Source organism: Saccharopolyspora sp. 7B (assembly GCF_020177435.1).
GTDB classification, from domain to species: Bacteria; Actinomycetota; Actinomycetes; order Mycobacteriales; family Pseudonocardiaceae; genus Saccharopolyspora_C; species Saccharopolyspora_C gregorii.
This window is the reverse complement of the sequence record NZ_JAIUKC010000035.1, coordinates 71955-86004: the sequence shown is the minus strand read 5'-3', so window position 1 is coordinate 86004 and position 14050 is coordinate 71955. Positions and strand designations below refer to the sequence as shown.

Sequence of the window (14050 nt, the reverse complement as noted above, 5' to 3'; positions counted from 1 at the left end):
CCCCCGGCCCAGCCCCTACACCGCCCCCCCCCCATGGGGGGCCCGCCCCCCCCCAGACCCGGGCCCGGGGCAACCCGCCCCCCGGGGGGGGGCGCGCCCCCCCCCCGCCCGGCCCGGCCCCCTCGTGTGCGGGGGCCGGGCCGGTACCACCTGCGCTGAGCAGGGAATGTCGCCGTTCTTCGCGCGGTGGCTCGGCCCCCCCCCACCGCCCGGACGCGGGCGGCGGGGTCGATCAGTAGGTCGGCAGGCTCGGGTCGACCTCGTTCGCCCATCCGAGGACACCGCCACCGACGTGGACCGCGTCCGAGAACCCGGCCTTGTGCAGCGCGGCGAGCGCCTCGGCGGAGCGGCCGCCGGACTTGCAGTGCAGCACGATCTGCCGGTCCTGCGGCAGTTCCGCCAGCGCGGCGCCGGACAGGATGCGGTCCTTCGGGATGAGCGTGGATCCGTCGATCTTGACGATCTCGTACTCGTGCGGCTCCCGGACGTCGATCAGCTCGAACTTGTCGCCGCGGTCGAACTTCTCCTTGAGCTCACGCGGAGTGATCGTGCTGTTCACCGCGGCCTGCTGCGCGTCGTCCGAGACGACGCCGCAGAACGCTTCGTAGTCGATCAGCTCGGTGATCTTCGTCGCGTTCGGGTCCTTGCGGATCTTGACGGTGCGGTAGCTCATCTCCAGCGCGTCGTAGATCATCAGGCGCCCGAGCAGCGTCTCGCCGATGCCGGTGATCAGCTTGACCGCCTCGGTGGCCATGATCGAACCGATGGAGGCGCACAGCACGCCCAGCACGCCGCCCTCGGCGCAGGACGGCACCATCCCGGGCGGCGGCGGCTCGGGATAGAGGTCCCGGTAGTTCGGGCCCTTCTCCTCCCAGAACACGCTGACCTGGCCTTCGAACCGGAAGATCGAGCCCCACACGTAGGGCTTGCCGGACAGCACCGCCGCGTCGTTCACCAGGTAGCGGGTCGCGAAGTTGTCGGTGCCGTCCAGGATCAGGTCGTAGTCGGCGAAGATGCCCAGCGCGTTGTCCGAGGACAGGTGCACCTGGTGCAGGTTGACCTGGACGAACGGGTTGATCTCGGCGATCGAGTCGCGCGCCGACTCCGCCTTCGGCCTGCCCAGGTCGGACTGGCCGTGGATGACCTGGCGGTGCAGGTTCGACTCGTCGACGGCGTCGAACTCGACGATGCCGATGGTGCCGACCCCGGCCGCGGCCAGGTACAGCAGCGCGGGGCTGCCGAGCCCACCGGCGCCGATCACCAGGACCTTCGCGTTCTTCAGCCGCTTCTGCCCGTCCATCCCGACATCCGGGATGATCAGGTGGCGGCTGTAGCGCGCGACCTCTTCCTTGGTCAACTCCGCCGCCGGCTCGACGAGCGGCGGTAGCGTCGTTGCCTGGGCTGAATCGCCGGACATCTCCCAGCTCCTCCTCAGTGGTCCTCACCTCGTCGTTCACCCGCTGGCGCGAGCACGACGAGCGTCCGCGCCCGAGTTCGGCGGGGCCGGACGGGCGCGGAAGGTGCAACGCCAGAGTGGCGGATGGTCTTCCCGCTTCCCAAACTACTCCCACCATGCGGGAACGGAGTGGTCGAGCGCACCCGCCTCAGCTGCCTGATCCGCCGACGGGGAACGGCCAGGCGTTGTACTTGCAGACGAAGCCGTCGGCGGGGATCTCGGTACCCTGCGGCACCGCCTTGTTCAGTTCGTGCAGCTCGTTGTTCGACGTGCTGAACGTCTGCTGCATCATCACCGGCGCCAAGCCGCCCTGCTCCCCGCACGGCACGTGCCCGTTGCCGAAGACGTGGCCCACCTCGTGGTTGATCGCGTACCGCCGGTAGGTGCCGATGTCGCCCTCGAAGGCGACCGCGCCGCGCACCCAGCGGGCCGCGTTGATGTAGACCCGGTCGGAGATCCGGCAGGACGTGTCGAACGGCAACCCGCTGCCGTAGCCGCAGATCTCCCGCGCCGTGTTCTGGCTGACCAGCGTCACCCGGAAGTCCGGGGACGCCGAGCCGTCCACCCGCTGCAGCGCGATGTCGCCCGCCTCCGGGTTGGTCCAGCTGCGCGGGTCGGCGAGGGTCTCCTGGGTGAGCTGGGCGAACGAGTCGTTGCCCTCCGCGAGCTTCACCCCGACCTCGACCTCCACGGTGTAGCGGTACAGGTCGCCGCCGGTGCCGACCTTCGGCGAGGTGCCGGGCAGCACGGTGAAGGTGCGCCCGCCGACCTCCGGCACCGGGGAGCCCGGCGGGAGTTCGGCGGAGAACATGTCCGCGCGGTAGGTCCGGCCGGGCGGCGCCTCGGTCACGACCGGGGCCTCCGGCACGTCCGGTGCCCGCAGGTGCGAGGTGCCGCCCTCGCCGAGCTGCTGGGCGTCCGGGTCGACGGACTGGAACACGGCCAGCGCGGTGACCACCACCAGCAGCGGGACCGCGTAGATCCGCCAGCCGTACAGCGACCAGGCCCCGTTCCGCGTGCGCCGCGGCGGTTCCGGCTCGTCCAGGTCGTAGTCGCGCTCGTCGAACGGCCGCCACGAGGCCGCCAGCGGTTCGTCGGGGCGGGGCGTGCGGCGCGCGTGGGGGGCGGCGGAACCGCCCGCCGGGTCCGAACGGCCTGCGGCGGCGTCACGGGGTCGTCTCGGGGGGCGCGGCACGGTACAAGCCTGCCACAGCACGATCGTGGCCAACGAGGCTGTGGCCAGCGGGATCCGCCGCCGATTCGAAGATCACCCGTTTCGGGGCGGCTGGTCACCAATGCCCGAGTTCGACCTCGTCGAGCATGCCGAGCACCGCCGCGGCCACCACCCGCGGCCGCTCCAGCTGGGCGACGTGCCCGGTGCGCGGCAGCACCAGCAGCCGTCCGCGCCGCAGCTCGCGGGCGGTGCGCGGCGCCTTGCGGACGCCGACGACGCGGTCGGCGGCGCCCCACACCACCAGGCTCGGGGCCTGCACCAGCGGCAGCAGCCGCCACGGGGAGCGCCACGGCGGCGCGAGCCAGGAGCGGACCAGCCCGGTCGTGGTGCGGTCCAGCGCGGCCTCGGCCCAGTCGAACCCGGCGCGCTCCCGGAACTCCTCGACGACGGCGTCCAACCGGTCCGCGGGCACCGCGCCCGGCTCGGCGAAGCACAGCTCCAGCAGCCGCCGGGCCCGCTCCCCCGGCGGTACCGCGGCCAGCCTGCGGCGCACCGCCGGGCCGAGCAGCGGCAGCCGGGTCAGCGGGATGCGCGGGTCCGACATCCGCCGCGGGTCCGGGCGCAGGTCGGGCACGGCCGGGGAGATCAGCGTCAGCGAGGCCACCAGGTCCGGCCGGTGCGCGGCGACGAGCACCGCCACCGCTCCGCCGAAGGAGTTGCCCACCAGGTGAACCGCGCCGGCCCCGGACTCCTCCAGCAGCCGGATCACCACGTGCGCGTGCTGCTCGCCGGAGTAGTCGAAGCGGTCCGGCGGCACCGAGCGCCCGAACCCGGGCAGGTCCACGGCGAGGCCGCGCAGGTTCGGCGCGAGCGCCGCCGCGAGGTCCGTCCAGTTCGAGGCGGATCCGGCGAGTCCGTGCAGGTAGACGGCGGTCTCCGCGCCCGGCCCGCCCGTCTCGCGGACGTGCACCCGCAACGGACCGGATTCGGTGATCAACGGCACGTGCCTGCCGGGCGACGGCACGCCGGGCAACCGCGCCGGGACGGCGCCGAGCCGGAGCGGAACCCTGGTCAGCCCGCCGCCGGGTGCCGCCGCGTCGAGGTGTCGCGGGCTCGTCCGCATGGTTTCAGCATGCCCCGGGAGTGCGACGCGGCGCCGGATGAGGTCGAGAACGGCCTTTACCGGCGAGTAAGGTTGTGCTTCCCGGCTGGAGAAGCCCAGCACGTGACGGAAGGACGGGTGGAGGCAGGCATGACGGAGACCGCCGCGCAGCCGAGCAGGGGCGTTCGGCTGCCCCGCGACGCCCGCCGGGCACAACTGCTCACCGCTGCCCAGCACGTGTTCGTCACCAACGGCTACCACGCGGCCGCGATGGACGACATCGCCGAGCACGCGGGCGTCAGCAAACCCGTCCTCTACCAGCACTTCCCCGGCAAGCTGGAGCTGTACCTGGCGCTGGTGGAGATGCACGGCGGCGAGCTGGTGCGCCGGGTCCGGCAGGCGATCGAGACCACTCCGGACAACAAGCAGCGGGTGCGCGCGGCGGTCGGCGCGCTGTTCGAGTTCGTCGACGGCGAGGGGCAGGCGTTCCGGCTCGTCTTCGAATCGGACCTGCGCGGGGAGCCGTCGGTGGACAAGGCGGTGGACGGCGCGCTGTCGGACTGCGTGGACGCGGTCGCCGAGGCCGTCACCGCGGACGCGGGCCTCGACCCGGAGCGGGCGCGGCTGCTGGCGTTCGGCCTGGTGGGGCTGAGCCAGGTGACCGCGCGCTACTGGCTGGACGAGACCGAGTCGGTGCGCCGCGACGAGGCGATCACGCTGATCACGACGCTGGCGTGGAAGGGCCTCTCCGGCTTCCCCCTCCAGAACGGCTGAGCCGCGGACGGCCCGCCCGACCGAGGTCGAGCGGGCCGTTCATCCGGCGCGGGCGCGGTCCCGCTCAGCCGGGGATCAGCTCGACGATGCGGTCGGCGACCTCGTCGGTGCGCTCCAGCGGCAGCATGTGCCCGGCGCCGGAGTAGAGCAGCAGGCGCGCGTCCGGCAGCGCGTCGGCGATGCGCCGGGCGTGCGGCAGCGGGCACAGCCGGTCCTTGAGCCCGGCGAGCACCACGACGGGGATGTCCCGCAGCGCGGCGAGCGCGTGCACCCGGTCGTGCTCGGCGAGCGAGGCGCGGAACCCGGCGAGGCTCGCGGGGTGGCAGGCCGCGACCCAGTCGGCGGTGGCGGCGACGTCCTCCGCGGCCGGAGAACCGCCGAACAGCAGCCAGCGCATGCCGGGCCGCAGCGGCCGGGAGTTCCGCGCCAGCCGCCCGCCGCCCGCCTTCGCCAGCAGGCCGCGCACGCCGAGCTCGGCGCGGTTCGCGACGGCCGCGACCGGCGCGGGCAGGCCGAGGGTGGGTGCGACCAGGTCGCCGCTGGAGGTGGCGACGAGTGCGGCGCCGGCGATCCGCGCCGCGAACAGCTCCGGGTGCCGCTCGGCCAGGGCCATGATCGTCATACCGCCCATGGAGTGCCCGGCGAGCACGATCGGCCCGGTGGGCACCCGCTGCTCGATGAGCTCGGCGACGTCGTCGGCGCAGCGCTCGATGGTGGCCGAGCCCGCGGGCGCCGGATCGGATTCGCCGTGCCCGCGCAGGTCGAACCGCAGCACCCGGACGTCCGCCTGGTGCAGCACTTCGTCGATGACCCGGTCCCAGGTGTGCGTGGTGAGGGTCCAGCCGTGCACGAGCAGCAGCGTGCTGCCCGCGTCGGCGGGGCCGTGCTCGTGCACCCGGAGCCGGACGCCGTCGCCGGTGGTGAAGGTGCTCGTGTCCGCGCCGGAGGCGGTGGTGGTCATGGCGGTCCTGTTCTGGGAGGAGGGGTCAGCGGATGAGGAACGACTTGCGCCAGAAGGGCATGCCGGGCCCGCCGATCAGGCCCGCCTCGTCCAGGAAGCCCATGATCTTCTCGCCACCCCAGTGCAGGGTGTGCTGGAAGTGCGGGTTCCGCCACGCCGCGGCGTGCGCGTCCCTGGGCCGCAGGCCGACGGCCGCGTACACCCGCGGGTTGATCAGGCTGAAGCAGATCGCGTAGGAGACCAGCGCGGTCGCGAACTGGTGCCAGGCGCGTTCGGCCGGGCCGCACCCGGCCATCCGCCGGACCACCTCCTCGCGGGCGAAGGTGACGTGCCGCGCCTCTTCGAGCACGTGGATGCGGTTGACCATGCGCACCAGCGGCTGCACGGACTCGTCGTTCATCTGGTCGCGCTGGAAGCGGTCCAGGATCTCCTCGGCGACGAGGATCGCGGCGTACGCGGAGGGCCCCTTGAGGATCGCGGGCAGCACCCGCCCGGCCTGGCGCAGCAGCGGCACCGGCCCGTAGGCGGGGGCGCCGACGCGGCGGACGGCCTTGCCGAACATGGTGGAGTGCCTGCACTCGTCGGCGATCTCGGTGAGCGCGTAGTGCGCGTGGTCGGTGCGCGGGTCGGAGTCGTAGAACTCCTTGAGCAGGATCTGCATCAGCAGCACTTCGAACCACAGGCCGTTGGAGGCGATGCTGGCGAACTCGTGCTTGGTCAGCTCGACGCGCTGCGCCCGGTCGAGGCGTTCCCACAGGTCCGTGCCGTAGAGGCTGCTGCGGTGGAACGGGATGTAGGGGGCGTCGTCGAGCAGCGGCGCGTCCCAGTCGATGTCGACCTCGGGGTCGTAGCTGTTCTTCGCCGACGACTTCAGCAGCCGGGCGGCGGTCTTCTCCCGGTCGTTCACCTGCGCGGTCCTGGTCATCTCGGGGCCTCCCTGGCTGCCACCGGCATTGCATGTTACTTCTAGTAACAGCTACCTTGGGTAGCGTGAGCCACCACACCCGGCCTGTCAAGGTCGTCCCGGACCCACCGCCGCGCGGCGACGCCCGCCGGGAGCGCTGGCGGGAGCACCGCGAAGCCCGCCGCGCCGAATTCGTCGAAGCCACCGTGCGCGCCATCGGCCAGCACGGCGCCGACGTCGGCATGGACGAGATCGCCGCCGAGGCCGGCGTCAGCAAACCCGTGCTGTACCGGCACTTCCACGACAAGAGCGACCTCTACGTCGCCGTCGGCGAATGGGGCACCGAACTGCTGATGCGGCGGCTCGCCCCCGAGATCGCCGCCGACGGCAGCCCCAACGAGCGCATCCGCCGGATGCTCGACGCCTACCTCGGCGTCCTGGAGCAGTACCCGGACCTGTACCGGTTCGTCGTGCGCCGCACCTTCACCGACAAGCCGGTGCGCTCCGACCCGGTCACCGCGGAGAAGACGGAGATCGCGAACTCGCTGTCCCGGCTGCTCGGCGAGTACCTGCGCGCGCTGGGCCTGGACTCCGGCGGCGTGGAGCCGTGGGCGCACGGCCTCGTCGGCATGGTGCAGGCCAGCGGCGACTGGTGGCTGGAGCGGCAGTCGATGAGCCGGGACGACCTCACCGACTACCTGACCCGCATCATCTGGCACGCCATCGACGGGGTGCTGCGCTCCGGCGGCATCGTGCTCGACCCGGACGAGCCGCTGGAGCCGAGCACCGGCCTGCGGCTGATCACCGACACCGGCGGCGGGAGCTGACCGCGGAAGGAGCGACCATGTCCGAGGAGACCACCGTCGACGCAGGCCCCGACGAGGAGTACGAGGGCGAGGCGGTGCTGTTCACCGCCGAACGCGAGGTCCCGGTGTCGGTGGTGCTGCGCGGGCACTTCCAGCCGATCGACGGCCGCTTCCACTGGTACGGCCGGGTCGCCGCGGACGACGCGGTCGCCGAGCTCGCGGCCGGGCGCCGGACCGAGGTCGTGGTGCGCACCACGCGCGGCGAGGCGGCGGGCAGCCTGTCCGAGCCGGACCCGTGGCACCGCTACCGCATCACCGGCGTGGGCCGACCGCCGTTCTGACGGAACCCCGAAGTCCGATGTGGACGACCCCGGGCACGACGATGCCCCCGGCGGAGCGCTCTCCGGCCGGGGGCATCGCGGCAGATCACTGGACGCCGAAGCCGACCCGCGGGGATTCCGAGGGGCCGATCTCGACGTAGGCCAGCTTGGCGGCGGGCACCAGGTAGCGCCGGCCCTTCTCGTCGGTCAGCGACAGCACCCCGTCGGTGGTCTTCAGCGCGTCGGCCACCAGCGACTCGACCTCGGCCGAGGACTGACCGCTGGCCACGGTGAGCTCACGCGGGCTGTCCACGACGCCGATCTTGACCTCCACGCTTGACCTCCACAATTCGCGAACCGATGCGTACGTCCGAGAGGTTATCCCAGTCCACGCCGGACCCGCCTTCGCCGGTGGCGAACATCGGGAACCCGTCAGCCCAGGCCCAGCCGCGCCATCCGCTTCGTGTGGTTGTTCTGCAAGCGGCGGAACAGCGCGACGATGCCGGTGAGATCGCCCGACCCGGTGATGATCAGTTCGGCGAGCGCGTCCCGCTCGGCCACCACGCGCTGCGCCTGGGTGACCGCCTCGCCCAGCAGCCTGCGGCCCCACAGCGTCAGCTTGTCCCGCAGCGAGCGGTCCTCGGCGCAGGCCGCCAGCACCTCGCGCTCGGCGAACGCGGAGTGCCCGGTGTCGGCCAGCACGTCCAGCACCAGCGTCCGCGTCGAATCGTCCAGCCACTCCGCGACCTCGCGGTAGAAGTCGGCCGCGAGCCCGTCACCCACGTACGCTTTCACCAGCGACTCCAGCCACGAGTGCGGGGCGGTCGAGGCGTTGAACGCGTCGAAGGGCTCGGCGAACGGGGCCATCACCTCGTCCACCGCGACCCCGCGGCGGGCGAGCGCGTCGTCCAGCATCCGGTAGTGGCCGATCTCGGCGGCGGCCATGCTGGCCAGCGCGGCCCGGCCCGACAGGGTGGGCGCGGTGCGGGCGTCCTCGGCGAGCCGGTCGAAGGCGGACAGCTCGCCGTAGGCGAGCGCGGCCAGCAGGTCCACGACCCCCTCGGCGTAGGTGGTGGAGTCGGTGGATCCGGCGGCGGAGGGGTCGAGCTCGCTCATACCGGGCACCTTAACCGCCACCCCGCGCGCCCGGTCCGCGCAGCGGCACGGGCCGACACGCGCGGCGGCCGACGGGCGCTCCGGGAGCTCGCCGCTGGTGGTGCGGGACGTTCCGCGAAAGCTCATCGCACATCGCCGACCTCGATCCGGTTCGGACCAGGTATCCTGGCGGACGCAGAAGCCATGCGGCATCAGGCAACCGGCAGTGGACCCCTCTCCCCGCGCGGGACCCGGCAGGGCTCGACGCGGGCCACGGTCCCACCCCGTGAGCAGCCGGTCGCCCGGGGTCCGTGCGGGAGGCCCGGGCGCGGGCGCCACCTGTGCCCGGCTCATCGGCCGGAGCAGCCGGGGGCGTGGGCGACGGCGTGAGCCGCACCACGATGCCGACCGAACCAGCAGCGGACAACCGCTGATCGAACAGGGGCGCGCGACCATCGCACCGGTGACCACGAGCATGCAGCACGCGAACAACGCGGCCGGCCGCGGCTCGAACGCGGCCACCATGCCGGAGGACGTCACCACGAGTGCAGCCGAGCGATCGGCCGCAGCGCGCCGGTACTGAGAGAGGCGATCACTCTGACCCTCAGCAACGAACGGGCCCCCGAGGCCCCCGAGACCACCAGCACAACCGAGGACGTGCACGCGATCGAGCACAGCGAGAACGGCGCCCCCGCCGTGGAGGCCGCACCGCTGCACGCGGAGAGCACCGTCCCGAACACCCCGACCTTCGCCGAGCTGGACGTGCACGAGGAGATCGTGCGCGCCCTCCGCGAGGCCGGCATCGAGCACACCTTCGCGATCCAGGAGCTGACGCTGCCGCTGGCGCTGCGCGGCGAGGACCTGATCGGGCAGGCCCGCACCGGCACCGGGAAGACGCTGGGCTTCGGCGTTCCCCTGCTGCAGCGGTTGCAGGTCCCCGGCGACGGGACGCCGCAGGCGCTCGTCGTGGTCCCCACCCGCGAGCTGTGCGTGCAGGTCGCCCGCGACCTCACCGACGCGGGCAAGCACCTCGGCATCCGCACCCTCGCGGTGTACGGCGGCCGCCCCTACGAGCAGCAGATCGACGCGCTCAAGCAGGGCGTCGACCTGGTGATCGGCACGCCGGGCCGGTTGCTGGACCTGGCCGAGCAGCAGCACCTGGTGCTGGGCAAGGTCCGCGGCCTGGTGCTCGACGAGGCCGACGAGATGCTGGACCTGGGCTTCCTGCCGGACATCGAGCGGATCCTCGGCATGGTCCCCGAGCAGCGGCAGACGATGCTGTTCTCCGCGACCATGCCGGGCCCGATCATCACGCTGGCCCGCACCTTCCTGAACCAGCCCACGCACATCCGGGCGGAGGAGGCGGACGCGAACGCGATCCACGAGCGCACCAAGCAGTTCGTGTACCGCGCGCACGCCATGGACAAGTCGGAGCTGCTGGCCCGGGCGCTGCAGGCGCAGGACCGCGGCCTGACGATGATCTTCACGCGGACCAAGCGGACCGCGCAGAAGCTCTCCGACGAGCTCGCCGAGCGCGGTTTCGCCGCGGCCTCGGTGCACGGCGACCTCGGCCAGGGCGCCCGGGAGCAGGCGCTGCGGGCGTTCCGCTCCGGCAAGGTCGACACCCTCGTCGCCACCGACGTCGCCGCTCGCGGCATCGACGTCGCCGGGGTGACCCACGTGGTGAACCTGCAGTGCCCCGACGACGAGAAGACCTACGTGCACCGCATCGGCCGCACCGGTCGCGCGGGCCGGGAGGGCGTCGCCGTCACCCTCGTCGACTGGGACGAGGAGAGCCGCTGGAAGCTCATCAACGAGGCGCTCGACCTGGGCAAGCCGGAGCCGGTGGAGACCTACTCCACCTCGAAGCACCTGTACGAGGACTTGAACATCCCGGCGGACGCGACCGGCAGGCTCCCGCTGTCCAAGCGCACCCGCGCCGGCCTCGGCGCCGAACCCGACGAGGACGCGAAGCGCTCCAGCAGCCGCAAGCCGCGCCGCCGCACCCGCAGCGGTTCCGGTATCGAGCAGTCCGGCGGCGAGTCCGCGGCGGGCGAGACCCGTCCCGGCGGCCGGTCCCGGCAGCGCAGGCGCACCCGCGGCGGTGTGAACCCGGACGGCGAGGCCCAGCCCGCCGAGTCCACCGCGCAGAGCGACGGCACCGCGGAATCCGCGGACCGTCTCCGCAAGCGGCGCCGCAGGCGTCGTGGCGGCGGCGGTGGCGCCGGTTCCGGCGGCGGCGAGTCGTCCGGCGACTGATCCCGTTCCGCGAGCGGGCTGCCCGGGAGCGGGTGGCCCGTGGACCGGCCGGGCTTTCCGAGAGCAGTCAGTGAGGAGTGCAGTGGTACGGCCGGAACGGCGGACGCGGTCCGACCTCGTCGCGGTGGTGCTGATCCTGGTCGTGGTCCTCGCGGCCGCCGCGGTGATCTGGTGGCGCAGCGACGCCCGTGCCACCACGTCCGAGCCCGCGGCCGCACCGGCCCCTGTCCTCACCTCCCCCACCCGGGTACCGGCCGCGCTGCACGAGCTGTGGCGCGCGCCGAGCCCGGCGACCCCGGTCCCGGTGGTCGCCGGTTCGACCGCGATCACCGGCGACGGCGGCACCGTGTCCGGCCGGGATCCCGGCACCGGCGCGGTGCGCTGGCGTTTCTCCCGCGACCTGCCGCTGTGCACCGTCGGCGAGGGGTGGGACCGCGCGGTGGCCGTGTACCGGAAATCGGCCAACTGCAGCGAGGTCAGCTCGTTGCAGGGCGACACCGGGGTGCGCGGGCCCGCGCGCAACGCCGACGCCCCGTTCGGCACCCGGCTGCTCGACGACGGCAAGTACCTCACCGCGACCGGTGAGCGGGTGCTGGAGAGCTGGCGCTCCGACCTGGTCCGCACCCAGCAGTACGGGATCATGCCCGCGCTGAAGAACGCGGGGAACAACCTCCGCCGCCCGAACTGCACCTACCCGTCGGTGGCGGTCGGCAGCGAGCGGATCGCGGTGGTGGAGGACTGCCCGGACGACCCGGCGCAGCGCATCACCGTGCTCAAGACCAAGCCGGAGGACGACGAGGAGCCGGAGGAGGTCAGCAGCGCCGTCCTCGGCGGCTCCGAGGCGACCGCCGTCGCGGTCTCCACCAAGCAGACCGCCGTGTACGTACGCGACCGCGGCTCCCTCGTGGTGTACGCGAACTCCACCGGCGGCATCGAGGCCGAGTACCCGCTGCCCACCGCGGGCGCGCCCTTCCCCGACGCCGGGGTGGAGGCCGTCGCGGCCGACCGGGTGTGGACGGTGAACCTGCGCCCCGTCCCCGGTCCGGAGCAGGCCGGGGCCGCGCGGTCGATCTCCGCCGCACTGCACCGGTTCGACCCGGCGATCACCGAGCAGCGCGTGCTGGACGGGCTGGCCACCGCCGGACCGGACCGGCCGTTCCGCGTCGCGGTGCTCGACGACCACCAGTACCGGCAGGTCAAGGACAAGATCGGCGACGTTCCCGGGGCCACCTTCGGCGGCCTGCTGTACTGGAACAACGGTGCCACGACGGTCGCGCTGGACGCCGCCACCTTCGCGCCCCTGTGGGAGGTGCCGGGCGCGCTCGGGCCGGGTGCGCTGCACGGCGGGAAGCTGCTCGTCCCGATGCCTGCGGGCATCGCGGTGCTGGACCGGTTCACGGGCGCGCGCGAGCGGCTGATCCCGGTGGACCGGCAGGGCTGGGACGGTCCGGTGCGCTTGGACTCCGCGGGCACGACCGTCCTGGAACAGCGCGGGCCGAACCTGGTCGCGCTGGGCTGACTCGGCCGGTGCCGGGCTGGTCGGCCGGTGTTGGGATTCGGCCGGTGTTGCGGTTCGTCCGGTCCCGGCTTCAGCCCGGGATGCCGGATTCGCCGTCGGTGTTCGGGACGAGCGCGGCCCGGAGCCTCCCCACGCCGCCCGCACCAGGATCGCCCAGCCGGTCGGCGGTGACCTCGCGGACGACGTCGAGCGCGGAGCCCGAGGGCCTTACAACCACCACCAGAACCAGAGGGTGCCGAACACCGCCACCAGCACCGCCAGCAGCGCCGCCGCGCCGCGCCGGTCCCGGTTCCGATCGGCGAAGCGCTGCAGCACCAGGGCCAGCACCGCCGCCACCGCATGAGAAACGATCATGGCTGTGCCAGGGCCGTCCTGCCCCTGCCGGGTCGCCCACACCTGCACGCCGATCAGCGCGAGCGCCACCAGCAGCAGCCCCAGCGCCAGCGACCCGGTCAGCCCGCGGAACCAGGTCCCGATCCGGGTGCCCGCGGCGCCGCGGTGGCCGCGCACCGCCGCGGCCTCGGCGTCGTCCGCGTCGAACTCGTCCTCGTCGTGCCACTCGACCCGCTCACGCCGGGGGCGGGTCGGGGACTCCGAGCGGAACGGCACGGCCCCCGGCTGCTCCGCGCCCTCGCCCGGCCGGGTTCCGGCCGCCGGGCGCGGGCGGCGCAGCGTCTGCGGCGCGGGCCGGTGCCGAGCACCTCCGCGCACGGCCTCCTGCTGCGCTCGGCGGGGCATGTCCATGTCGTCGTTCCTCTGGTCCGTCACTCGGCCAACCCGGCCCACGGTTCGGCGGCGGGTGCGGCCTGCTGTCCTTCCGGGCAGTGCGCGCGGAACTCGCACCACGCGCAGCGCCCGCCGGGGTTCGCCGGGAACACGTCCGGCCCGGCCGCTCCCCCCTCGAACGAGTCGGAGGCGGACTGGAGTTCCCCGGCCAGCCCCTCGGCCCGTTCCACGTGCTCGTCGAGGGAGGCTCGGGTGTGCTCCCACGCCCCGATCTGCCCGCTGGGCAGGTGGTGCAGCTCGACCCGTCCGGTCGGCGCGCGCAGCGTCCGCCGCGCGGCGACCGCGTACAGGGCGAGCGCCCGCGATTCCCGGGCGTCCTCGTCGGTGGCCGCGCGCCTGCCGGTCTTGTAGTCGACGATGACCAGCTCGCCGTTACGCCGGTCGATGCGGTCCACCCTGCCCTCGGCGATGATCGAGCCCACCGAGGCCGAGACCCACCGCTCCACCGCGACCGGTTCCGTCCCGGGGGCGAGCCGTTCGACGTAGTCGGCGACCCACCGCTGGGCGCGTTCCCGGTAGCGGGCGGCCTGGACCCGGCCGGCGAAGCCGTCGTCCTTCCAGCACTGCCGGACCAGCAGCACCGCCTTCTCGGCGGTCCGCTGGGCGGGCGGGAGTTCGAAGAACGCCTTCAGCGTGTTGTGCACGACGGCGCCGAGCGTGGCGTTGGCGCGGGCACCGGAACGCGCCGGGGCGGGCCGGTCCAAGTAGGTCATCCGGAACTTGCGCGGGCAACCTTCCCAGTTCGCGAGCTTCGCGGGAGTGACCCGGACGAGCTTGCCGGGGATGCCTTCGAGGCCGAGCTGTCCCTGCACTCGCACCACACTACGCAGCCGGGCCGTCGCGTCGCGTTTCCCCCCGCGCGGCGCCCGGAACTCACCGGATCAGCTGATCACG

At 73.4% G+C, this 14050-nt stretch carries 15 protein-coding genes; 5 read left to right on the top strand and 10 right to left on the bottom strand.

The features are described 5' to 3' along the window. Positions 1 to 232: 232 nt before the first annotated feature. From moeZ to LCD33_RS07545, 3 genes are all read right to left on the bottom strand, one after another. Entirely contained in the window at positions 233 to 1417 is a 1185-nt protein-coding gene (gene moeZ, locus LCD33_RS07555) for an adenylyltransferase/sulfurtransferase MoeZ (protein ID WP_224966098.1), read from the bottom strand. Between the two features lie 187 nt (positions 1418 to 1604). Then, positions 1605 to 2651, bottom strand: a complete 1047-nt coding sequence (locus LCD33_RS07550; protein WP_224956005.1) for a DUF3152 domain-containing protein — start codon at positions 2649 to 2651, stop codon at positions 1605 to 1607. A 94-nt stretch (positions 2652 to 2745) separates the two neighbouring features. Beyond that, positions 2746 to 3753, bottom strand: coding sequence for an alpha/beta fold hydrolase (locus LCD33_RS07545; RefSeq protein WP_308011238.1), 1008 nt, complete (start codon positions 3751 to 3753; stop codon positions 2746 to 2748). 129 nt (positions 3754 to 3882) lie between these two features. Here LCD33_RS07545 and LCD33_RS07540 point away from each other — a divergent pair, with 129 nt between their 5' ends. Continuing rightward, positions 3883 to 4506 carry a TetR/AcrR family transcriptional regulator gene (locus LCD33_RS07540; protein ID WP_224956006.1) on the top strand — a complete coding sequence of 208 codons (624 nt, stop codon included), beginning with the start codon at positions 3883 to 3885 and terminating at the stop codon, positions 4504 to 4506. 64 nt (positions 4507 to 4570) lie between these two features. Here the strand turns inward: LCD33_RS07540 and LCD33_RS07535 are convergent, their stop codons facing one another. Continuing rightward, positions 4571 to 5467 carry an alpha/beta fold hydrolase gene (locus LCD33_RS07535; RefSeq protein ID WP_224956007.1) on the bottom strand — a complete coding sequence of 299 codons (897 nt, stop codon included), beginning with the start codon at positions 5465 to 5467 and terminating at the stop codon, positions 4571 to 4573. Between the two features lie 25 nt (positions 5468 to 5492). Next, positions 5493 to 6392, bottom strand: a complete 900-nt coding sequence (locus LCD33_RS07530) for a diiron oxygenase (RefSeq protein WP_224956008.1) — start codon at positions 6390 to 6392, stop codon at positions 5493 to 5495. 65 nt (positions 6393 to 6457) lie between these two features. Here LCD33_RS07530 and LCD33_RS07525 point away from each other — a divergent pair, with 65 nt between their 5' ends. Together LCD33_RS07525 and LCD33_RS07520 are read left to right on the top strand one after the other, a co-directional pair. Then, entirely contained in the window at positions 6458 to 7198 is a 741-nt protein-coding gene (locus tag LCD33_RS07525) for a TetR/AcrR family transcriptional regulator (protein WP_224956009.1), read from the top strand. A gap of 17 nt (positions 7199 to 7215) precedes the next feature. Beyond that, on the top strand, positions 7216 to 7518 hold the full coding sequence (locus tag LCD33_RS07520; protein ID WP_224956010.1) for a DUF4873 domain-containing protein: 303 nt from the start codon (positions 7216 to 7218) through the stop codon (positions 7516 to 7518). Positions 7519 to 7603: 85 nt separating this feature from the next. Here LCD33_RS07520 and LCD33_RS07515 read toward each other — a convergent pair whose 3' ends face one another. Beyond that, positions 7604 to 7831, bottom strand: a complete 228-nt coding sequence (locus tag LCD33_RS07515; protein WP_224956011.1) for a DUF3107 domain-containing protein — start codon at positions 7829 to 7831, stop codon at positions 7604 to 7606. A 98-nt stretch (positions 7832 to 7929) separates the two neighbouring features. Beyond that, positions 7930 to 8613, bottom strand: coding sequence for a ferritin-like fold-containing protein (locus LCD33_RS07510; protein WP_224956012.1), 684 nt, complete (start codon positions 8611 to 8613; stop codon positions 7930 to 7932). Between the two features lie 636 nt (positions 8614 to 9249). Here LCD33_RS07510 and LCD33_RS07505 point away from each other — a divergent pair. After that, on the top strand, positions 9250 to 10851 hold the full coding sequence (locus LCD33_RS07505; RefSeq protein ID WP_224966097.1) for a DEAD/DEAH box helicase: 1602 nt from the start codon (positions 9250 to 9252) through the stop codon (positions 10849 to 10851). A gap of 82 nt (positions 10852 to 10933) precedes the next feature. Beyond that, positions 10934 to 12370 carry a hypothetical protein gene (locus LCD33_RS07500; RefSeq protein ID WP_224966096.1) on the top strand — a complete coding sequence of 479 codons (1437 nt, stop codon included), beginning with the start codon at positions 10934 to 10936 and terminating at the stop codon, positions 12368 to 12370. A gap of 70 nt (positions 12371 to 12440) precedes the next feature. Here LCD33_RS07500 and LCD33_RS07495 read toward each other — a convergent pair whose 3' ends face one another. From LCD33_RS07495 to LCD33_RS07485, 3 genes are read right to left on the bottom strand one after another with little or no spacing between them, the layout of a single operon-like run. Continuing rightward, positions 12441 to 12587 carry a hypothetical protein gene (locus tag LCD33_RS07495; protein WP_224956015.1) on the bottom strand — a complete coding sequence of 49 codons (147 nt, stop codon included), beginning with the start codon at positions 12585 to 12587 and terminating at the stop codon, positions 12441 to 12443. Further along, a complete protein-coding gene (locus LCD33_RS07490) occupies positions 12578 to 13138 on the bottom strand; it encodes a hypothetical protein (RefSeq protein WP_224966095.1) in 561 nt (186 codons plus the stop codon). Before LCD33_RS07490 ends, LCD33_RS07495 begins: the two co-directional genes overlap by 10 nt. Then, the gene (locus tag LCD33_RS07485) at positions 13135 to 13968 is read right to left on the bottom strand and encodes a PD-(D/E)XK nuclease family protein (RefSeq protein ID WP_224966094.1); all 834 of its coding nucleotides are present in this window, start codon (positions 13966 to 13968) and stop codon (positions 13135 to 13137) included. Before LCD33_RS07485 ends, LCD33_RS07490 begins: the two co-directional genes overlap by 4 nt. Positions 13969 to 14050 lie beyond the last annotated feature (82 nt).

Excerpts from the sequence above, each read along its gene's own strand:
- moeZ (WP_224966098.1), bottom strand. The coding sequence starts at position 1,417 with ATGTCCGGCGATTCAGCCCAGGCAACGACGCTACCGCCGCTCGTCGAG.
- LCD33_RS07545 (WP_308011238.1), bottom strand. The coding sequence starts at position 3,753 with ATGCGGACGAGCCCGCGACACCTCGACGCGGCGGCACCCGGCGGCGGG.
- LCD33_RS07540 (WP_224956006.1), top strand. The coding sequence starts at position 3,883 with ATGACGGAGACCGCCGCGCAGCCGAGCAGGGGCGTTCGGCTGCCCCGC.
- LCD33_RS07535 (WP_224956007.1), bottom strand. The coding sequence starts at position 5,467 with ATGACCACCACCGCCTCCGGCGCGGACACGAGCACCTTCACCACCGGC.
- LCD33_RS07530 (WP_224956008.1), bottom strand. The coding sequence starts at position 6,392 with ATGACCAGGACCGCGCAGGTGAACGACCGGGAGAAGACCGCCGCCCGG.
- LCD33_RS07520 (WP_224956010.1), top strand. The coding sequence starts at position 7,216 with ATGTCCGAGGAGACCACCGTCGACGCAGGCCCCGACGAGGAGTACGAG.
- LCD33_RS07510 (WP_224956012.1), bottom strand. The coding sequence starts at position 8,613 with ATGAGCGAGCTCGACCCCTCCGCCGCCGGATCCACCGACTCCACCACC.